Origin of the sequence: Cellulosimicrobium sp. ES-005 (genome assembly GCF_040448685.1) — a bacterium.
In the GTDB taxonomy this organism is placed as follows: domain Bacteria; phylum Actinomycetota; class Actinomycetes; order Actinomycetales; family Cellulomonadaceae; genus Cellulosimicrobium; species Cellulosimicrobium cellulans_G.
The window spans coordinates 3,663,542-3,682,684 of record NZ_CP159290.1 but is presented as its reverse complement, the minus strand read 5'-3'; the positions used below and the strand labels follow the sequence as shown (position 1 = coordinate 3,682,684).

The following is a 19,143-nucleotide window of genomic DNA, read 5'->3' as shown; positions in this document are numbered from 1 at the left end:
GTCGCGAGGTAGAACCCCTGGTGTTCTACCTCGCGACCTGCGGCTCTACCTCGCGGCGGGGCGGGCGAGCCGTTCGTCGAGCAGGGACGCCGCCCACGCGACGAGCGCCAGTGCCGCGACGGCGGCGCTCACGACGACGAGTCCGTCGCGATGGGCGTCGAGGACGCCCGGGACCGCGCCGTCGGTCCGGCCCACGAACGTGCCCGTCATCGCGGCGATGCAGACCGTCGCGGCGACGCGCTGCACGAGCTGGAGCGCCGCGCCGGCGACGCCGCGCTCCGTGCCGGGGGCACCCTCGAGCGTCAGCGTCTGGTTGGGCGAGATCGTCAGCCCCCCGACGACGCCCGTCAGCACCTGCGACAGGACGAGCACGGCGACCACCGTCGACGTGGGCGCGACCGCCACCGCGAGGGCCGTGCCGGCGGCGACGAGCGCCTTCGCGCCGACGGCCACGGTCACGCCGCGGCGGCCGAACCGGCGGAACAGCCGCCACGAGAGGTTCGCCGCCACGACCGAGGCGATCGCGCCCGGCGTCGTGACCAGGCCTGCCTGGACCGGGCTGAGGCCCGCGCCGTCCTGGAGGAAGAGCATGAGGACGGCGGAGTACCCGAGCGCCGCCCCGAAGCTGAAGGCCGCGACGACGCAGCCGAGCACGTAGGTCGGGGAACGCAGGAGCGCCGGGGCGAGAACGGGCGTCCGACCGCGCCGTGCGTAGCGCGGTTCCCACACGACGAGCGCCCCGACGGCGGCCACGAGCACCCCGAGCGACAGCGGCAGCACGACGGCTCGCGGCCCCTCGGCGACGAACGGGACGAGCAGCCCGAGCGTCACGAGCGTGACGAGCACCAGCCCGACGGCGTCGAACCCGCCGCCGACGCGGCCACCGCGGGCGCGGCTCGCGGACAGGCCCTCGCCAGCCGGACGGCCTGCTGCCCGGCCGTCCCCGGCACCGCCGTCGCGACCGGGCGCGCCGCGCGGGGTCAGGCCACCCGCTCGCGTCGAGCCGCGACGCAGCACGCGCAGGGCGACGACGGCCACGGCGAGCCCCAGGGGCGCGGCGAGCCCGACGGCGACGCGCCACCCCGCCGCCGGTCCGAGCCCGGACAGGATGCCGCCACCGACGAGCGGGGACAGGACCATGGCGAACGCCCCCGTCGAGGCGTACGCGCCGAGCGCACGTGCGCGGGCCGGCCCGGCGTAGTGGTCCTGGAGCAGCCCGATGACCTGCGGGTTCGCGGTCCCGGCGCCGACGCCCTGGAGCAGTCGCGCGGCGACGAGCACGTCGGCGTCGGACGCCGTCGCGCCGACGAGGCTCCCCGCGGCGAACAAGGCCAGCCCGACGGCCAGGGGTCGGCCGCGCCCGAGCCGGTCGCCGAGGCGGCCCGCCGGGACGAGCGCGAGCCCGAAGGTCAGGGAGTACCCGGCGAGGATCCACTGGAGCTGCGCGGTCGTCGCCCCGAGCTCGCTGCGCAGCGCCGGTGCCGCGACGGTGAGGATCGCCGAGTCCAGCAGCGTGACGAACCCGGTCGCGAGGCAGACCCGCAGCACGGCCCGCGACGCCCGACCGTCCGTCGTCACCGCCACGGCAGGCGGTCATCCGGATGACCGTTCACCCGAGGTAGCTCGTCACGACGTCGTGCAGCGCGGTGGCGGTGAGCCCGAGCGACTCGACGTCGACGCGCTCGTCGTGCCCGTGGAACAGCGAACGGAACACCCCCGGGTCCCACTGCTCGCTGAGCAGGCCGAACCCGTAGGCCGGCACGCCGCGGCGACGGAAGAAGCGCCCGTCCGTGCCGCCGGTCCCGAGGACCGGCACGACGTCGGCGCCCGCGTGCGCGCGCACTGCGCGCTCGATCGCCGCGTACGCCGCGCCGTCGGTGGGCGACTGCGACGCCTCGCCGAACCAGTCACCCTCGACGTGCACGTGCTCGCGCAGGTCGCCGAGCGCGTCGTCGAGCAGGTCGGCCACGTCCTGCGGGGTCGCGCCCGGGAGGACGCGGATGTCGAGCGTGACCTCCGCGAGCCCGGGGATGACGTTGGGCTTCGACCCGGCGTGCAGCACGGTCGGCGCGACGGTGGTGTGGGTCGTGGCGTGCGCGACGGACGCGAGCGCGCCGAGCGCGGGCAGCGCGTCGTCGATCCGGGCGGGGTCGAGCAGCGCGGCCCGCACGTCGGGCGCGAGGTCGAGCGCGTCGACGTAGCGGCGCCACAGATCCCCGATGACGACGGGGCCTCGGTGCGCGGTGATCCGCCGCACGGCCTCGGCCGCGAGCACGATCGCGTTGAGCGACCCGTACGGCCCCGACCCGTGCCCCGGACGCCCGACGACGCGCAGCCGGCGCCCGGCGCCGCCCTTCTCCCCGACCGCGATCGTGCGGCTCCCGCGGGACCCCAGCGGGACCCCGCCCGACTCCGTGAGCACCGCGTCGACGTCCACGAGGTCGTACCGGTGCTGGGTGATCCAGTCGACGCCCCACGTGCTGCCGTGCTCCTCGTCGGCGACGGCGGCGAGCACGAGGTCGCCGCGCAGCCGCCGCCCGCTCTCCGCGATCGCCCGCGTGACGACCGTGAACGCGGACGTGAGTCCCAGCATGTCGATCGCGCCCCGGCCCCAGACCCAGCCGTCGACGAGCTCGCCGCCGAACGGGTCGCGCGTCCACCCCTCCGGCTCGACGGGCACGACGTCGGTGTGCCCGACGAGCGCGAGCGAGGGCGCCTCCGGGTCCGTGCCGCGCAGGCGCGCGACGAGCGACGTGCGGCCGGGGCGCGGCTCGACCCACTCGACCTCGAGGTCGAGGCCGTCGAGCGCGTCGGCGACGGCGCGCGCGTTGCGCACTTCCTGCCCCGAGCCGACGGTGCCGTCGTTGACGCACGCGTTGCGGATCATCGCCTGGAGCAGCTCGGTGGTGCGGCCCGCGAGCTCGGTGCGCGACGGCGCGGGGGCGGGCTCCGCGAGCACGCGCGGCCCGGGCGTCGCCCTGGTCCCGGGCCGGACGCCGGGTGCTGCGGGTCGTGCGGTGACGGTCATCGTGCCCTCCATGCTGTCGTGGACGACGCCCGGGGCGCGTCCTGGAGCGCGCGGCGGCCGGGGATGGCCGCGACGAGCTCGCGCGTGTACTCCTCCTGCGGGTCGAGCAGGATCTGCTCGGCCGGGCCCTGCTCGACGACGCGCCCGCGGTGCATGACGCCGACGTGGTCGGACACCTGCCGCACGACCGCGAGGTCGTGCGAGATGAACAGGTACGCGAGCCCGTGCTCGGCCTGGAGCCGCACGAGCAGCTCGAGGATCTGCGCCTGCACGGACACGTCGAGCGCCGAGACGGGCTCGTCGAGCACGACGAGCGCGGGGTTCAGCGCGAGCGCCCGCGCGATGGCGACGCGCTGGCGCTGCCCGCCCGAGAGCTCGCGCGGTCCCCGTCGGAGCACGTCGGGCGGGAGCGCGACGTCCTCGACGAGCGCACGTGCCCGGTCCGCCCGCTCGGACGGCGACCCGACCCGGTACGCCCGGAGCGGCTCGGTGACGATCTGCTCGACGGTGAACCGCGGGTCGAGCGACGCGTACGGGGACTGGTAGACGACCTGGAACCCGCGCCGCAGCGACCGCAGCCGCTCGCCGCGCGCCGTCGTGATGTCCTCGCCCGCGAACTCCACCGTGCCCGCGGTGGGCCGCTCGAGCCGGAGGGCGAGGCGCGCCGTCGTGCTCTTGCCCGACCCCGACTCCCCCACGAGCGCGTACGTCTCGCCGCGCCCGACGGCGAAGCTCACGCCGTCCACGGCGACGAGCGTCCGGTGCGCCGACCCGCGCGGCAGCGTGAACTCCTTGCGCAGGTCCCGCACCGCGAGGACGGGCACGCTCGCGGTGTCCGGGCCGGCGCCGTCGGGCACCGCGGTCCCCTGACCGTCGGCGCGGCTCGCGACCGCGGCGCGGCTCGCGTCGGCGCGCGGGACGACGCCGTCGTCCGGCGCCGTCTCCGGCGTGCCGCCCGCGACGAGGCGCGAGCTCGCGAGGCTCGGCGCCGCGGCGATGAGCTGCTGGGTGTAGGGGTGGCGCGGGTCGTGCAGCACCTGGTCCGCGGTGCCCTCCTCGACGACGACCCCGCGCTCGAGCACGACGATCCGGTCGGCGCGGTCCGCCGCGACGCCGAGGTCGTGCGTGATGAGCAGGACCGCGGTGCCCAGGTCGCGCACGAGGCCGTCGAGGTGGTCGAGGATGCGGCGCTGGACGGTCACGTCGAGCGCGCTCGTGGGCTCGTCCGCGACGACGAGGCGCGGCCGGGCCGCGACGGCGATCGCGATGAGCACGCGCTGGCGCATCCCGCCGGAGAGCTGCGACGGGTACTGCCGTGCCCGGGCCTCCGGGTCGTCGATCCCGGCCTGGCGCAGCAGCTCGACCGCGCGCTCGCGCGCCTCCTTGCGCCGCGCGAGCCCGTGGATGACGAGCACCTCCGCGACCTGGTCGCCCACGCGCGTGACGGGGTTGAGGGACACCGTCGGGTCCTGCGGCACGAGCCCGACGTCGCGGCCCCGCACCTGCTGCCACTCCTTCTCGGAGAGCCGTCCGACGTCGCGCCCACCGAGGCGGATGGTCCCGCCCGTCACCGCTCCCCCGCGCGCGAGCAGGTGCAGGGCCGCGTGCGCCGTCGTGCTCTTGCCCGACCCGGACTCGCCCACGAGCGCGACGACCTCGCCCGCCCCGACCGTGAGGTCGACGCCGCGGACGGCGGCGTACGAGCCGCCGTCGCGCGTGCGGTAGGCGACCTCGAGCCCGCGGATCTCGAGCGCGGGCGCCTCGCCCGACGTCGGGCCGGGACGCTCCTGGGTGGTCGGCGTCGTGGCGGTCATGCGTCCCCTCCGGTCCGTTCCAGGGCCCGCGCGATGCGGTTCGCCGACAGCACGACGGCGACGATCACGAGGCCCGGCATGGTCGTGAGCCACCACGCGGTGGCCAGGTAGTCGCGCCCGCCCGAGACGAGCGACCCCCACTCGGGCGCGGGCGGCGGCGTCCCGTAGCCGAGGAAGCTCAGCGCCGAGATGGCGAGCACGGCCGTCCCGAGCTCGAGCGCGACGAGCGCGAGCACCGGTCCCGTCGAGTTGGGCAGCACGTGGCGTCCGAGCACGCCGTACCAGCGCACGCCCGACGCACGGGCCGCCTCGACGTACACCGACGTCGAGGTCCGCAGGACCTCGGCCCGCATGACGCGTGCGAACGTCGCGACGCTCGTGATGCCGACGGCGATCGCGACCTTGACCGTCCCGAACCCGAGCGCCGTGATGATCGCGAGCGAGAGCAGGATGCTCGGGATCGCGAGCAGCACGTCGACGAACCGGCCGACGACGTCGTCCACCCACCCGCGCACGAACCCCGCGAGCAGGCCGAGCAACGACCCGGCGACGAGCCCGACCGCGACCGCGATGACGGTCGCGCTGAGCGACGCCGACGCGCCGTGGACGACGCGCGCGTACACGTCGCGCCCCAGGTGGTCGGTGCCGAACAGGTGCGCGCCCGACGGCGGCTGCAGACGGTCCGCGGGCACGCCCGTCAGGGGGTCGTACGACGTGAAGAGCTGCGGGACGACCGCCCACGCCGTGACGAGCAGGACGACGAGCACGGCGACGACCAGCCCGGGACGCCGCGCGGCGTATCGCACCCCGCGGCGCCACCGGCCCGCCGGGCCGGCGCCGCGGACCCGCCCGTACCGGATGATCGCGCGCGCGTCCTCGCGGTCCGCGACCTCGATCTCCTCGGGCGTGCGCACCTCGGGCGCGTCGGCGGGCGGGGCGTCGGGGACGAGCGGGCCCGACGGCGGTGCGTCGGCCACCGCGGCACGGTCCACGACCCGGACCTCGTCCCGGAGCACGATGCGCACTCCCGGCCTGGTGCTCATGCGGCCACCGCCTTCTGTCGTGCGTCGATCCGGGGGTCGAGCAGGGGGTAGAGCAGGTCGACCACGAGCGTGACGACCACGAACACGAGCGCCGAGAGGACGACGACCGCCTGCACCACGGGGATGTCCTGCGCGTCCACCGACGTGACCGTGAGCCGTCCCAGGCCCGCGCGCGAGAACACCGTCTCCGTGACGACCGTGCCGCCGAGCAGCCCGCCCACGACGACCCCGAGCACGGTCAGCGCGGGGATCGCGGCGTTGCGCAGCGCGTGGCCGAAGTGCACGCGCGCCCGGCTCGCGCCCTTGGCGCGCGCCGTCTCGACGTACGGCTCACCGAGCGTCCCGCGCAGGCTCCGCGCGAGCACCTGGGCGAGCGCGGCGCTCGCCGGGACGGCGAGCGTGATCGCCGGCAGCACGAGGCTGATCGCGCCCTCGTTGCCGATCGCGGGGAACACCGGGAGCTGGAAGGAGAACCACTGCAGGAGCAGCAGGCCCAGCCAGAACGGCGGCAGGGCGACGCCGAGCGGAGGGAGCGACGCGAGCGCGTGGCGCAGCCAGGCCGCGCGCGGGAACGTGCTCGCGATCGCGATGCCGGCGCCTGCCACGACGGCGAGGACGAGCGCCGCGGCCGTGAGCCGGAGCGTCTCGGGGAGCGCCTGGAGCACGAGCTGGGTCGCGGGCGCGCCCGACGAGTACGACGTCCCGAAGTCGAGGCGCAGCGCGTGCCACAGCGCGTCGGCGTACTGCACGAGCACGGGCCGGTCGAGGCCGTACTGCGCGCGGAGCGCGTCGAGCAGCGCGGGGTCCACCTGGTCCGCCTCGCCCCCGCCGCTCGCCATGAGCGCGGCCGGGTCGCTGGGCAGCAGGTAGAGGACGAAGAACGAGATCGTGAACGCCGCCCAGAGCACGAACAGCCCCTGCCCGGCGCGACGCAGGACGTACCGGCCCATGGGTCGGTCCTCCTTCCGTGGGGAGACGGTCCGCCTGCCCGACGCCGCGACGTCGGGCAGGCGGACCCGTCGGGTCAGCCCTGGGTGACCCAGGCGTCGTAGAAGTCGAGGCGCGACGACGCCTCGAACGTCAGGCCGTGGACCGTGTCGGCCGCCGCGATGGTCGTCGACAGCTCGTAGACCGGGATCGCGTGGCCCTTCTGGACCAGGAGGCGCGACGCCTCCGTGACGAGCTCCTGCCGCTCGGCCGGGTCGGTCGCCGCGGCCGACGCGTCGAGCAGGTCGTCGACCTCCTCCGCGTCGCGCTGGTTGATGTTGCGCGCGTTGGCCGAGAAGATCGTCCGCAGCACGTCCGGGTCGGAGCGCGTGAGGTTGTAGTAGTCGAAGTCGAAGTCGCCGCTCTCCTTGATCGCCTGCGACTCCGCGACGGTCACGTGCTGGAGCTGGAGGTCGACGCCGATCTGCGCGAGCTGCTGCTGGACCAGCTCGAGCGGCTCCGGCACCTGCCAGAACGTCACGGTCGTCGAGAGCTTCTGGCCGTCCTTCTCCCGGACGCCGTCGGCGCCCTCGACCCAGCCCGCGTCGTCGAGGATCTTCTTCGCGCCCTCCGGGTCGTAGGCGAGCTCGTCCGCGACGCTCTCGTAGAGCGGCGTCGAGTGGGACAGGACGCTCGTGGCCGGCTCGTCCTGCTCGCTCAGCACGGTGTCCGCGATCTGCTCGCGGTCGATGCCCTTGAGGATCGCGGTGCGCACGGCCTCGTCGCCCGCGAGCGGGCTCGACTCGTTGGGGAAGAGGTTGAACACGACGCCCGGGTTGGCGCGGTACTCGAGCCAGAACCCGTTCCCGTCGAACTGCGGGAGGTCGACCGTCGAGATCGCGGCCGTGGCGTCGATCTGACCGGAGACCAGGCTGCCGCTGCGCACGCTCGCCTCGGGGATGACCTTGAACGTCACCGTGTCGAGGTAGGCCTCGCCCTGGTGGTCGTTGGCCTCCGAGCCCCACGCGTAGCCCGCGACCTTCTCGAGCACGATCTCCTGGTCCTGCGTGTAGGACTTCACGGAGAACGGGCCGGAGCCGACGAACTTGCCGGCGCAGCGGTCCTCGACGCTCAGGTCGGCCGACGACGGCGCGAGGAGGCCGAGCGAGAAGGTCGAGGTGGCCTGGAGGAACTGGGCGCTCGGCGCTGCGAAGTCGACCGTGAGGGTCTGCGGGTCCGTGACCGTCGTGCCCTCGTAGCCGACGAGGTACTGCGACCCGAGCGACGCCGTCGCACCGAGGGCGACGATCGCGTCGAAGTTGGTCTTGACCGACTCGGCGTCGATCGGCGTGCCGTCGGCGTAGGTCGCGTCGTCGCGCAGGTGGAAGGTGTAGCTCGACGCGTCGTCGTTCACCTCCCAGCTCTCCGCGAGCCACGGCAGGATCTCGCCCGACTCCGGGTCCTGCGCCGTGAGCGACGCGACGGTCTGCCGGGCCGCGGCGATGGCGTCGTTGTTGCCGACCTGCTGCGGGTCGATGCAGTGCGAGTCGACCGTGATCGCGAAGGTCAGGTCGCCGCCCGCCACGGGCTCGCCGGACGGGCTCGGCGACCCGTCGCCGTCGGACGCGCCGGAGCCGCCGCCCGCGCACGCGCTGAGCAGGAGGCCCGTCGCGGCGGCCGCCGCGGCGACGGTCAGGGACCGGCGTCGGTGAGGTGTGGGGATCATGTCGTGCTGCTCTCCTCGTGTGCCGGCTGAGGACCGGCGATCGTCCGGCGCCGGTGGTCGTCCGCGCCGGGCCGAGGGCCGGTGCGGCGGGGGAACCCACCGGGGTGCCGTGCTTACCGCGCGGCGGGAGCCGCGCGGTCAGGTCGTTCCCGGAGCACCCCGTCACGTCGAAGGGTTGCTGGTCAGCGAGCCGGGCCTGCGTGCTGACGCTCGTCACCTGGGAGCAGGAAAGACAATCTCGACCGGTTGAGTCAAGTATCGAGACGGTCGTCCCGCCAGGCGGACGGTTGTTTCCTGCTCCGCGACGTCGTGACCCGTCGGCGGGGCTGCCACGAGCACGGCGAGGGCCCACCTCGCCGGGCGAGACGGGGCCCTCCCCTCCGGTCCGGCGGGATCGCTCAGGCCGCGGTGAACCCCGCCGCGCGGCGGGCGTCGGCCGGGCTCCACAGGTCGGTCTTCACCTCGGCCTGCACGACGGGCACGACCTCCTCCGCGAACCGGCGCAGCACGTCCTCCTGCTGCGCCGCGGGGATCAGGTGGTTGACCGAGACGGACTGGAGGTCGTGCCCGTAGGACGCGTGATAGTCGAGGATCTTCTCCGCGACGCGCTCCGGCGAGCCCACCAGCGCCGGACCGCGCTCGACGGCGTCCTCGACCGTCCGGAAGCTCGGCGCCTTCCCGACGGCGTCCGGCCCGTAGCCCCGCCGCGCCGCCGCCGCGACCTGGCCCTCGTAGATCGGGCGGTACTGCTCGATCGCCTCCTCCGTCGTGTCGGCGAGGAACAGCCCGCCCGAGCCGGATCCCACGAACCCGTACGCCGGGTCGTGCCCGTGCGCCGCGTACTGCTCGCGGTACCGGTCGATGAGCACCTGGTAGTTCTCGCGCGGCTGCAACGCGTTGGCGCTGACGATCGGGTCCCCGTACCGGGCCGCGAGGTCCACCGCGAAGCGCGACGTCGCCGACCCGTGCCAGATCCGGAACGGCCCCGCGAACGGACGCGGCAGCGTCGTCGCGTGCTCCAGCGCGTGGCGGTGCCGCCCGCTCCAGCTCACGTCCTCCTCCGACAGCAGCAGGCGCAGCAGCTCGTAGTTCTCCTGGAGGTACTCGTACTGCTTGTCGATGTCGAGCCCCAGCAGCGGGTACTGGAGCACCTCGTTACCCTTGCCGATGACGATCTCCAGCCGCCCGCGGCTGAGCTGGTCCACCGTCGCGAGGTCCTCGGCGACCCGGATCGGGTCGAGCAGCGACAGCACGGTGACGCCCGTGCTCAGCAGGATGCGCGACGTCCGCGCCGCGACCGCACCGAGGATCACCGTCGGCGCCGACGACAGCACCTCCCCCGCGTGCCGCTCCCCCACCGCGAACGAGTCGAAGCCGAGCTCCTCCGCGAGCACCGCCGTCTCCACCACCCGGTTCAACCGGTCGGACGGCGCGACCGCCTCCCCGGTCACGGGGTGGGGCGGGTTGAACACGATGTCGAGTACCTGGAACCGCACGGTCCTGCTCCTTGCTGTCGTCGTCCGTGGTCGGGCCGGGCGGGCCCGCCAGCGAGATCGGCAGCGCCGGCCGAGGTCGGCACCTGCACGCGCCGATCTCGGCCGGGGCTGCCGATCTCGTCCTTCTCTGCCGATCTCGGTCCCGGGGCCGTCAGGCCGCGGCGGCCTCCGCGGTCGCAGCGTCGCGCTTCGCGACCTCCTCGCGGACGATCGGGATGACGTACCGGCCGAAGTCGATCGCGTCGTCGAGCAGGTCGTAGCCGCGGGCCGAGATGACGCGGACGCCGAGGTCGTAGTACGCGAGCAGCGCCTCGGCGACCTGCTCGGGCGTGCCGACGAGCGCGTTGGAGTTGCCGGCGCCGCCGGTCGCCTTCGCGGTCGCGGTCCACAGGGCGGTGTCGAAGCGCTCGCCCTGGGCGGCGATCTCGAGCAGGCGCTGGGAACCCGCGTTCTCGGGCTTGTCGATCGGGTGCCGACGGCTGAGCTGTCCCCCCGCGGCGGCCTTGCGCGCCTCGATCCGGTCGAGGATGCGGTGCGCCTTCTCCCAGGCGAGCTCCTCGGTCGGCGCGACGATCGGCCGGAACGCGGCGTGGATGCGCGGCGGGGTGGCCCGGCCTGCGGCGGCGGCCTCGGCGTGCACGCGCGCGATCTGCTCGGCCGTGCGGTCGAGCGGCTCGCCCCAGACGGCGTAGATGTCGGCCTCGGCCGCGCCGACGCGGAACGCGGCGTCCGACGACCCGCCGAACGAGATGGTCGGGGTGCGGCCCTCGAACGGCTTGGCGTCGAGCACGAAGTCGTCGAAGTCGTAGAACGGCCCGTGGTGGTCGAACGGCTCGGCGCTCGACCATGCCTGCTTGACGATCTGGATGTACTCGTGGGTGCGCGCGTACCGCTCGTCCTTGGTCAGCGTGTCGCCCTCGCGGCCCTGCTCGTGGTCCTTGCCACCGGTGATGAAGTGCACGGAGAACCGCCCGCCGGAGAGCTGGTCGAGCGTCGCGAACGTCTTGGCGGCGTACGTCGGGTAGGACACGTTGGGCCGGTGCGCGAGCAGCAGCTCGATCGACTGCAGGCGAGCCGCGGTGTAGGCGGCGAGCGCCGCGGGCTCCGGGCCGGAGGAGCCGTAGGCGAAGAGGACGCGCGTCCAGCCGTTGTCCTCGTGCGCACGCACGAGGCGCTCGAGGTAGGCAGGGTCGAACGCGGCGGTCGTGCGCTCGGTGGTCTCCGACGCGTCGTTGGTCGTGGCGATGCCGAGGAACTCGACGGGCATGAGGGTCTCCGTAGGTGTCGTCGTGGGTGGTGCGCGGGTGCGGGTTCGCGGTGCCGGTGCTGCGCAAGCCGGGCGGACGTGGTGGGGTCCGGTCGGCCGCTCAGGACCGGGCGGACGTGGTGCGGTCGGGTCGGCCGCTCAGGACCGGGCGGGCGCCGTCGGGTCCGGGGACGCCGTCGACTCCGGAGACGTCGCGGGCGACGCCTCGACCGGCTCCGACGCCGGGAGGCCGGCGTCCTTCCAGGCCGGGAAGCCGCCGTCGACGTGCGAGACGTTCGTGTACCCGCGCTCGGCGAGCGCCTCGGCGACGGGTCCGGAGCCGTTCGGCGACCCGCACACGACGACGACGGGCGTGTCGAGCGAGATCGCCGGGTTCTCGGCGGGACCGAACAGGGCGTCGAGGTCGTGGCGGTCGGCGAGCGTGGCGCCGGGGATCTCGCCGTGCGCGGCGCGGCCGCCGGCGGAGCGCACGTCGATGAGCAGCGCGCCGTCGGCGACCTTGGCCGCGGCGTCGGTCGCGGCCTGGAGGGGTGGGGTGGTCGTCATGGGTTTCTCCTTCGAGGGGTCGTCGCGAGATCGACCCGCACGTCCGAGATCGACCCTCAGGAGGTCGATCTGGCGACGCGCGGGTCGATCTCGCGTTAGGGGGTGGTGGCGAGTGCGGGTGTGGCGGGGGCGGGGCTTCCCGCGAACCAGTGCTCGGCGAGCAGCTCGAACGAGCGACGGGCGTCGTCGGCGTCGTGGGTCGCGGTGGTGACGAGCAGCTCGTCGGCACCCGTCGCGCGGCGCAGCGTCTCGAGCCGCTGCACGACCGTCTCCGGGTCGCCGACGATGCGCGTGTCGACGCGGTCCGCGACGAGCGCGCGCTCGGCCTCCGGGCGGTCCTCCCACGCGGGCGACGTACCCGGCTCGGGGTACGCGATCGCGCCGTCGGCGCCGCGGCGGATGGAGAGCACCCAGTCCGCGAACGGTGTCGCGAGCTCCCGGGCGCGCTCGATCGTGTCGGCGACGAGCACGTCGGCGGACACGACGACGTACGGCTCGTCGAGCACGCCCGGCCGGAACGCCGCGCGGTAGGCGGCGACGGTGTCGATCGTCGCCGACGGCGCCACGTGGTAGTTCGCGGCGATCGGCAGCCCGAGCTCGCCCGCGACGCGCGCGCTCTCGCCGGGGCTCGACGCGAGGACCCACAGGTCCCAGTCGGCACCCTCGACGGGCGGGCTCACGTACGGCGTCCCGTGCTCGTCGCGGTACGTCCCGGCACGCAGGCCGAGCACGAGGTCCAGCTCGTCGCGGAAGCTGACGGGCGTGCGCGACGCCCCGACGATCCGCTTCTGCGCGAGGATCCGCTCGCGCAGCACGGAGTCGTTGAGGTTCGACGGCGGCGCGCCGGGGACGTAGAGCCCCTCGACGACGCGCGGCCCGGTCGCGCCGGACCGCGCGGCGCGCAGCGGGCCGTCCGTGCCCTGCGTGCTGCCCTGCGAACCCGTCGCGTCCTTCGGCGGGGTGAACGCCCGGCCCAGCCCGAGGTCGACCCGGCCCGGGTGCAGCGCGGCGATCGTCCCGAACTGCTCGGCGGCGACGAGCGGGCTCGTCGTGCTCAGCAGCACCGCGCCGCTGCCGACGCGGATGCGCTCGGTCCGGGCCGCGACGGCCGCGGCGAGCACGGCGGGCGATGCGGAGCCGACACCGGGCGACAGGTGGTGCTCGGCGTACCAGACGCGGTGGTAGCCGAGCCGGTCGAGGTCGCGCGCGAGCCCGACGGCGCGGCGCACCGCGTCCTGGCCCGTCGCCCCCTCGGGAACGATCGCGAGGTCGAGGACGGACAGCGGGACGCGGCCGGACGCCGGTCGCGGACCGCCGGGGGTGGCGGTCGGGTGCGGGTGGGAGGACATGGCTTCCTTCGGTGGTGCGACTGGTCGTGGTGCGGCGGCCGGTGGCGGCGCAGCGGCCGGTGGAGCGGTGGGTCCCGACTGCTCCCGGCGGCGGGACGGGACCGGGGCTCCTACTTGGACGGGAACCCGAGCGCAGCGAGCGTGGGTCGCAGGTGGGCGCGCCCGCGCAGCGCGCCGGGGACGCGCAGGCGGTCGACGACGCGGTCGCGCCAGCCGCCGTCGAGCCCCTCCTCGCGGTAGAAGGGCGCGATGCGCTGCTCGTACGCCGCGACGTGCTCCGCCTGGTCGCCGTGGTAGCGCTCGGGGTGCAGCACCGCCGCCTGCGGCAGCCGGGGCTTGACGCGCTCGCCGCCCGCAGGGTCGGGGTGCCCGACGACGAGCCCCACGACCGCGACGACGCCCTCGGGCAGGCCGAGCTCGGCCGCGACCTGGGCCGGGTGGTTGCGCAGCGCGCCGATGTACACGGTGCCGAGCCCGAGCGACTCGGCGGCGACGACCGCGTTCTGCGCGGCGAGCGCGGCGTCGAGGAACGCCACGACCGTCGTCTCGAGGTAGTCGGTCGCCTCGAGCCGGACGCCCTCGCGCTCGCCGAGGGCGCGCGCCCGGGCGACGTCGGCGAGCCAGACGAGCAGCAGCGGCGCGGTGCGGACGTGCTCCTGGTCGCCCGCGAGCGCCGCGAGCCGGTCCTTGCGCGCGGCGTCGGTGACGGCGACGACGCTCCAGAGCTGGAGGTTCGACGACGTCGGTGCGGACTGCGCGGCGGCGACGAGCGTCGGGACGACGTGGTCGGCGAGCGGGTCGGTGCGGTAGCGACGCACGCTGCGGTGCCCGAGCACGGTGCCGAGCACGTCCGCGGGGCGGCCCGCGTCGCGCGCCCGGCCGGCCGCGGCACGGCGTGCCAGCCCGACGGCGGCACCGGGCGCGGCGACGTCCGCGACGTCCGGCGCGACGCCGTAGCGCGCCCCGACCGCGGCGCGCGCGCCGTCGAGCACCGCACCGTCGGGCACGACGGCGTCGGGCCGGGCACCGGTGGGCACGTCGGTCAGGTCGCTCTCCAGGTCGCGCGGGTCGCCGTCGCGGCGGGCCGGACGCACGACGGCCGGGACGGTGACGGGTGTGGACGTCATGAGGCGGTCCTCTCGGGGAGTGCGGAGAGGCGGGCGAGCGCGAACCGCTCGGCCGCGAGCGCGTCGTCGGGACGGGTGGCGAGGTCGGCGAGCACGCGGCCGACCGCCGGGGCGAACTTGAAGCCGTGGCCGGAGAACCCGGCGCCGACGACGACCGGACCGCGCCGGTCGAGCACGAAGTCGTGGTCCGGCGTCGTGGTGTAGGTGCAGCTCACGGGGACGTAGGCGTCGGGGTCGAGGCCGGGCAGCCACGTGCGGACGTAGTCGCGCAGCGCGGCGAGCTGACCCGGCTCGGGCCGGTAGGAGCGCCGGTCGGGGTCGACGACGGGCCCGACCCCGTGGAAGCCGACCTTGACGCCCTCGCCCGGGGTCGCGAGCCCGTAGACGCCGCTCGGCCACGCGGTGCCGGGACCGACGTCGTGCGTGAACGCCGGCCACCCCTGCGGGGACGCGCCCAGGGCGAGCGCGAAGTGCGCGGGCTGCTCCTGCGTGACGACGAGCGGGAGCTCCTGCCCCAGCAGCCCGCCGGTGGGACCGCCGAGCAGGCCGGCGCTCCACGCCCCGACCGTCACGACGACGACCCGCGCGACGACGTCGCCGCCGTCGGTGACGACGCGCACGCCCTCCGGGACGCGCTCGACGTGCCGGACGGCGGTCTCGTGGCGGACGTCGGCGCCGCTCGCGGCGGCCGCGCCCTGGAGGGCCGCGACGGCGCGGTCGGCGTGGAGCCGCCCGGCCGTCGCGACCTCGTGCAGCACCCGGCCCTCGAACCGCAGCCCCGGCCAGCGCTCGGCCGCGGCCGCGGGGTCGAGCCACTCGTGCTCGATCCCGCGGGCCGCGAACGCCGCACCGATCGCGTCCGCGCGGCGCTCGGCCGCGCCGTCGCGCCGCCCGTGGCTGACGCCGCCCGTGACCGTGAGCAGCTCGGTCCCGGTCTCGTCCTCGACCTCGCGCCACAGGCGGAGCGCCTCCTGCGCGAGGTCGAGGTACTCGGGCTCGGCGTACGTCGTGCGGTAGATGCGCGACGTCCCGTGGGAGGCACCGTGCGCGTGCCCGGGGGCGAAGCGCTCGAGCAGCAGGACGTCGCGCCCGCGCCGGGCGAGCTGCCACGCGGCGGCCGAGCCCATGACGCCGCCCCCGACCACGAGGTGGTCGACGTGCTGGGTGCTGGTGGTCATGCGCGGGTCACTCCGTCTTCGGGAGGCCGGGCGGGTTGGTCTGCGACTCCTCGACGGCCTCGGACTCCAGGCCCCACCGCTGCAGCACCTGGAGGTACGTGCCGTCCTCGATGGCGTGGTTGATCGCGGCGGTGATGGCCGGGGCCACCTCGTTGCCCTTCTTCGTGGCGACGGCGATCTGCGCGGTGTCGGGCCAGCCGCCGTTGAGCGTGCCGACGACCCTGAAGTCCTGCGGGGAGATCGCCGCCTGGTACGCGAGCGACGCGTTGGGCCCGACGTACGTCTCGATGCGCCCGGACTGGAGCGCGAGCAGGACGTCGGAGAACTGCTCGTAGTACTCGGGGCCCTGGATGGGCTCGAGGCCGTCCTCCTGGTTGAGGCGGTCCCACTCGAGCACGATCTTCTCCTGGTTCGTCCCGGAGCCGACGGCGACGACCTTGCCCGCGATGTCCTCGCGCTTCGTGATCGACGTGATGTCGGAGTCGGCGCCCACGAGCCAGCCGAGCTCGTCGTTGCGGTACGTGGAGAAGTCGATGGTCTCCTTGCGCTCCTCGGTCACCGTGACGTTGGAGATCACGGCGTCGACGTCGCCTGAGCCGAGCGCGAGCGGCCAGTCCGCCCAGGCCTTGACCTCCAGGCGTAGGTCCTTGCCGAGCGCGTCGGCGACGAGCTGCGCGATGTCGGTCTCGTTGCCGATGGGCGTCTCGTCGTCGTCGGCGAGGAAGCCGAGCGGCGGCGCCGCGCCCGCGGAGATCGCGACGACGAGCTCGTCCTTGTCCTTCCAGGCGTCCGGGAGGAGCGCGACGGCCTCGGCCGACTCGGTGGTGCGGATGCGGTCCTGGTCGGGGCTCGTGCTCACGTCGAGGGCGTCCGAGACGGACGTCGTGCTCTCCGTCGTGCCGTCGGAGGAGGCCGCGCCCTCGTCCGCGGCGGCCGGGGCCTCGGTGCTCACCCCGGAGCAGGCCGCGAGCGCCAGCAGGGGCACGACGGCGAGGGCGGCGAGCGCGCGGGGGGCGCGGGCGCGGGTGGTCGTTGCGGTCACGGGTGTCCTACCTCTCGGGTGGTGCGTCGGGGTGACGCGGGAGTGCGGTGCGGGACGGCCGGGCGGCCGGTCGCGGGTGACGACGTCGGGAAGCGGTGGTGGGCGCGGTACGCGGGGCGGCTGCGGGTCGAGGACCCCGGCTCGCCCCGGGTCAGAGGACCTTCTGGAGGAAGGCCCGGGTGCGGTCGTGGCGCGGGTGGTCGAGCACCTCGGCGGGCGTGCCCTGCTCCACGACGACGCCGTCGTCCATGAACACGACGGTGTCGGCGACCTCGCGGGCGAAGCCGATCTCGTGCGTGACGACGACGAGCGTCGTGCCGGTGCTCGCGACGTCCTTGATGACCTCGAGCACCTCCCCCACGAGCTCGGGGTCGAGCGCCGAGGTCGGCTCGTCGAACAGCAGCACCTTGGGCCGCAGCGCGAGCGCGCGGGCGATGGCGACGCGCTGCTGCTGCCCGCCGGAGAGCTGGCGCGGCCGCGCGTCGGCCTTGTCCGCGAGCCCGACGCGCTCGAGCAGCGCGCGGGCCTCGGGCTCGACGTCCTCGCGGCGGCGCCGCTGCGCCGAGACCGGCGCCTCGACGACGTTCTCGAGCGCGGTGAGGTGCGGGAACAGGTTGAAGCTCTGGAAGACGAACCCGATCTGGGTGCGCTGGCCGAGGATCTCGCGCTCCTTGAGCTCGCGCAGGGTGTTGCCCTTGCGGCGGTACCCGATGAGCTCGCCGTCGAGCGAGATGAACCCCTTGTCGACCTTCTCCAGGTGGTTGATCGCGCGCAGCAGCGTCGACTTCCCGGAGCCGGACGGGCCGAGCACGACCGTCACGGACCCGGGCGGGACGGTGAGCGACACGTCGCGCAGCACCTCGAGGGTGCCGAAGCTCTTGTGGACGCCGTGGATCTCGACGAGCCCGGCGGTCGCGACGTCGGTGGTCGCGACGACGGCGCTCATGCCGCACCTCCCGCCGTGCGCGCGGTGCGCGTCAGCACGCCCACGCGGGCGCGGGCCGCGTACGCGGGCGGGACGGAGTCGGGCACGGGCCGGCCGGAGAGCCGCGACGCCCAGACCAGGACGGTCCAGCGCGCCTTCTGCAGCGGCGTCGGCGGCAGCGTGCGTACGGCACCCTTCGCGTAGTGCCGCTCGACGTAGTACTGGACGACCGTGATGAGCGTGGTGAGCACGAGGTACCAGATCGACGCGACGATGAGCAGCGGCACGACGCGGCCGTTGCGGCCGTAGATGACGCTGACGATGTAGAACAGCTCGCCGTACGCCAGCACGTAGACGATCGACGTGCCCTTGAGCAGCCCGATCACCTCGTTGACGGCCGTCGGGATGATGGAGCGCATCGCCTGCGGCAGGATGATGCGGCTCACCTGGCGCCGCTTGGGGATGCCGAGCGACGCGGCGGCCTCCTGCTGCCCCTGGTCGACCGAGAGGATCCCGGCCCGCACGATCTCCGCCGAGTACGCGGCCTGCGAGAGCCCGAGCCCGAGGATCGCGGCCCAGAACTTGTCGATCACGGACAGCGTGTCGAAGTACAGGAACTCGGGCCCGAAGGGGATGCCGACGCTGAGGTACGGGTAGAGGTACGCGAGGTTGTACCAGAGCAGGAGCTGCAGCAGCAGCGGCACCGACCGGAACACCCACGTGTACGTCCACGACACCGACTGGAGGAGCGGCGAGCGCGAGAGGCGCATGAGCGCGAGGACCGTGCCGAGCGCGAACCCGACGACCGACGCGACGAGCGTGAGCCGGATCGTCGCCCACGCGCCCTCGAGGATCGACGGCCACGTGAGGTACTGCGCGACGACGCCCCACTCCCAGCGGTCGTTCGTCACGAGCGAGCTGACGACCATGGCGAGCAGCACCGCGACGCCGGCCGTCGCGGCCCAGCGGCCCGGGTGCCGCGCGGGGACGATGCGCAGGCTCTCGAGCGGCAGCGCGTCCTCGACACCGCCGCTCCGGTCGGCGGGGTGCCGGCCCGACGGCGGCGCGAGCTGCCGGGACTCGTCCTGCGGGAGCGACACGGTGCTCATGACGCGACCTCCAACCACTTCTCGAAGGCGAGCGGGCCGATCTCCTCGGGATCGGTCCCGGTGTCGAACAGGGGCGTGTAGCCGGTCGCGAGGTACAGGCCGGCGGCCTCGGGCTGGCGCGGGCCCGTCGTGAGGTACACGCGCCGGTAGCCGCGCTCGACGGCGCGGCGCTCCAGCTCCGCCAGCACGAGGCGCGCCAGCCCGCGGCGCCGGTGCGCCGAGTGCGTCCAGATCCGCTTGAGCTCGGCGGTGCGCACGGCGGGCGACCCGTCGCTGCGCCGCGCGGACTGCCGGGCGAGGCGTGCCGGGTCACCGAGCTCCTGCTCGGTCCGACGGCGGAACGCGCCGCCCGCGACCGGCTCGCCGTCCTCCAGCACCAGCACGAGCTCGCCGTGCGGCGCCGCGAAGTCCTGCGCGGGGTAGTGCTCCATCTCGGCGCGGAGCTCCTCGGCGCTCAGCACGCGCTGGTACCGCGTCCAGTACTCGTGGGAGAGCTCGTCGAGCAGCGGCCGCACGAGCGGGTCGTGCATCGCGACGGACCGGACCTCGCGCGTTCCCCGCCCGGT

The 19,143-nt window shown here is 75.0% G+C and carries 16 protein-coding genes and 1 riboswitch; all 16 genes read right to left on the bottom strand.

Annotated features, from left to right (window positions below; all coding sequences use genetic code 11):
* Window positions 1-45: 45 nt before the first annotated feature.
* The 16 genes from ABRQ22_RS16410 to ABRQ22_RS16335 all read right to left on the bottom strand — a co-directional run bounded on the left by ABRQ22_RS16410 (window position 46) and on the right by ABRQ22_RS16335 (window position 19,107).
* The gene (locus ABRQ22_RS16410; protein ID WP_353707492.1) at window positions 46-1,584 is read right to left on the bottom strand and encodes an MFS transporter; all 1,539 of its coding nucleotides are present in this window, start codon (window positions 1,582-1,584) and stop codon (window positions 46-48) included.
* A 25-nt stretch (window positions 1,585-1,609) separates the two neighbouring features.
* Entirely contained in the window at window positions 1,610-3,028 is a 1,419-nt protein-coding gene (locus tag ABRQ22_RS16405) for a M20/M25/M40 family metallo-hydrolase (protein ID WP_353707491.1), read from the bottom strand.
* Window positions 3,025-4,842 (bottom strand): ABC transporter ATP-binding protein, encoded by a 1,818-nt coding sequence (locus ABRQ22_RS16400; protein WP_353707490.1) that lies wholly within the window; start codon window positions 4,840-4,842, stop codon window positions 3,025-3,027. The genes ABRQ22_RS16405 and ABRQ22_RS16400 overlap by 4 nt, the downstream gene beginning before the upstream one ends.
* A complete protein-coding gene (locus ABRQ22_RS16395; protein ID WP_353707489.1) occupies window positions 4,839-5,885 on the bottom strand; it encodes an ABC transporter permease in 1,047 nt (348 codons plus the stop codon). Before ABRQ22_RS16395 ends, ABRQ22_RS16400 begins: the two co-directional genes overlap by 4 nt.
* Entirely contained in the window at window positions 5,882-6,835 is a 954-nt protein-coding gene (locus tag ABRQ22_RS16390) for an ABC transporter permease (RefSeq protein WP_087470978.1), read from the bottom strand. The genes ABRQ22_RS16395 and ABRQ22_RS16390 overlap by 4 nt, the downstream gene beginning before the upstream one ends.
* 74 nt (window positions 6,836-6,909) lie before the next feature.
* Window positions 6,910-8,538, bottom strand: a complete 1,629-nt coding sequence (locus ABRQ22_RS16385) for an ABC transporter substrate-binding protein (RefSeq protein ID WP_087470977.1) — start codon at window positions 8,536-8,538, stop codon at window positions 6,910-6,912.
* Between the two features lie 104 nt (window positions 8,539-8,642).
* A riboswitch (SAM riboswitch) is annotated at window positions 8,643-8,756 on the bottom strand.
* Between the two features lie 180 nt (window positions 8,757-8,936).
* Complete coding sequence (locus tag ABRQ22_RS16380) at window positions 8,937-10,034, bottom strand: LLM class flavin-dependent oxidoreductase (protein ID WP_353707488.1); 1,098 nt, start codon at window positions 10,032-10,034, stop codon at window positions 8,937-8,939.
* Window positions 10,035-10,185: 151 nt separating this feature from the next.
* Complete coding sequence (locus ABRQ22_RS16375) at window positions 10,186-11,301, bottom strand: LLM class flavin-dependent oxidoreductase (protein WP_353707487.1); 1,116 nt, start codon at window positions 11,299-11,301, stop codon at window positions 10,186-10,188.
* A gap of 138 nt (window positions 11,302-11,439) precedes the next feature.
* Window positions 11,440-11,847 carry a rhodanese-like domain-containing protein gene (locus ABRQ22_RS16370; protein ID WP_253055194.1) on the bottom strand — a complete coding sequence of 136 codons (408 nt, stop codon included), beginning with the start codon at window positions 11,845-11,847 and terminating at the stop codon, window positions 11,440-11,442.
* A 95-nt stretch (window positions 11,848-11,942) separates the two neighbouring features.
* The gene (locus ABRQ22_RS16365; protein WP_353707486.1) at window positions 11,943-13,196 is read right to left on the bottom strand and encodes an LLM class flavin-dependent oxidoreductase; all 1,254 of its coding nucleotides are present in this window, start codon (window positions 13,194-13,196) and stop codon (window positions 11,943-11,945) included.
* Window positions 13,197-13,306: 110 nt separating this feature from the next.
* A complete protein-coding gene (locus tag ABRQ22_RS16360; RefSeq protein ID WP_353707485.1) occupies window positions 13,307-14,323 on the bottom strand; it encodes an NADPH-dependent oxidoreductase in 1,017 nt (338 codons plus the stop codon).
* Window positions 14,320-15,501, bottom strand: coding sequence for an FAD-dependent oxidoreductase (locus tag ABRQ22_RS16355; RefSeq protein ID WP_353707484.1), 1,182 nt, complete (start codon window positions 15,499-15,501; stop codon window positions 14,320-14,322). The genes ABRQ22_RS16360 and ABRQ22_RS16355 overlap by 4 nt, the downstream gene beginning before the upstream one ends.
* A 7-nt stretch (window positions 15,502-15,508) precedes the next feature.
* Entirely contained in the window at window positions 15,509-16,543 is a 1,035-nt protein-coding gene (locus tag ABRQ22_RS16350) for an ABC transporter substrate-binding protein (RefSeq protein ID WP_253055190.1), read from the bottom strand.
* Window positions 16,544-16,694: 151 nt separating this feature from the next.
* A complete protein-coding gene (locus ABRQ22_RS16345; protein ID WP_253055189.1) occupies window positions 16,695-17,489 on the bottom strand; it encodes an amino acid ABC transporter ATP-binding protein in 795 nt (264 codons plus the stop codon).
* Complete coding sequence (locus ABRQ22_RS16340; RefSeq protein WP_353707483.1) at window positions 17,486-18,577, bottom strand: amino acid ABC transporter permease; 1,092 nt, start codon at window positions 18,575-18,577, stop codon at window positions 17,486-17,488. Before ABRQ22_RS16340 ends, ABRQ22_RS16345 begins: the two co-directional genes overlap by 4 nt.
* Window positions 18,574-19,107 (bottom strand): GNAT family N-acetyltransferase, encoded by a 534-nt coding sequence (locus tag ABRQ22_RS16335; RefSeq protein WP_353709565.1) that lies wholly within the window; start codon window positions 19,105-19,107, stop codon window positions 18,574-18,576. Before ABRQ22_RS16335 ends, ABRQ22_RS16340 begins: the two co-directional genes overlap by 4 nt.
* Window positions 19,108-19,143: the final 36 nt, after the last annotated feature.

Coding starts and splice junctions, on each gene's coding strand:
- ABRQ22_RS16400 (WP_353707490.1), bottom strand. CDS start 4,842: ATGACCGCCACGACGCCGACCACCCAGGAGCGTCCCGGCCCGACGTCG.
- ABRQ22_RS16385 (WP_087470977.1), bottom strand. CDS start 8,538: ATGATCCCCACACCTCACCGACGCCGGTCCCTGACCGTCGCCGCGGCG.
- ABRQ22_RS16370 (WP_253055194.1), bottom strand. CDS start 11,847: ATGACGACCACCCCACCCCTCCAGGCCGCGACCGACGCCGCGGCCAAG.
- ABRQ22_RS16395 (WP_353707489.1), bottom strand. CDS start 5,885: ATGAGCACCAGGCCGGGAGTGCGCATCGTGCTCCGGGACGAGGTCCGG.
- ABRQ22_RS16340 (WP_353707483.1), bottom strand. CDS start 18,577: ATGAGCACCGTGTCGCTCCCGCAGGACGAGTCCCGGCAGCTCGCGCCG.
- ABRQ22_RS16375 (WP_353707487.1), bottom strand. CDS start 11,301: ATGCCCGTCGAGTTCCTCGGCATCGCCACGACCAACGACGCGTCGGAG.
- ABRQ22_RS16345 (WP_253055189.1), bottom strand. CDS start 17,489: ATGAGCGCCGTCGTCGCGACCACCGACGTCGCGACCGCCGGGCTCGTC.
- ABRQ22_RS16335 (WP_353709565.1), bottom strand. CDS start 19,107: ATGCACGACCCGCTCGTGCGGCCGCTGCTCGACGAGCTCTCCCACGAG.
- ABRQ22_RS16360 (WP_353707485.1), bottom strand. CDS start 14,323: ATGACGTCCACACCCGTCACCGTCCCGGCCGTCGTGCGTCCGGCCCGC.
- ABRQ22_RS16390 (WP_087470978.1), bottom strand. CDS start 6,835: ATGGGCCGGTACGTCCTGCGTCGCGCCGGGCAGGGGCTGTTCGTGCTC.
- ABRQ22_RS16365 (WP_353707486.1), bottom strand. CDS start 13,196: ATGTCCTCCCACCCGCACCCGACCGCCACCCCCGGCGGTCCGCGACCG.
- ABRQ22_RS16405 (WP_353707491.1), bottom strand. CDS start 3,028: ATGACCGTCACCGCACGACCCGCAGCACCCGGCGTCCGGCCCGGGACC.
- ABRQ22_RS16355 (WP_353707484.1), bottom strand. CDS start 15,501: ATGACCACCAGCACCCAGCACGTCGACCACCTCGTGGTCGGGGGCGGC.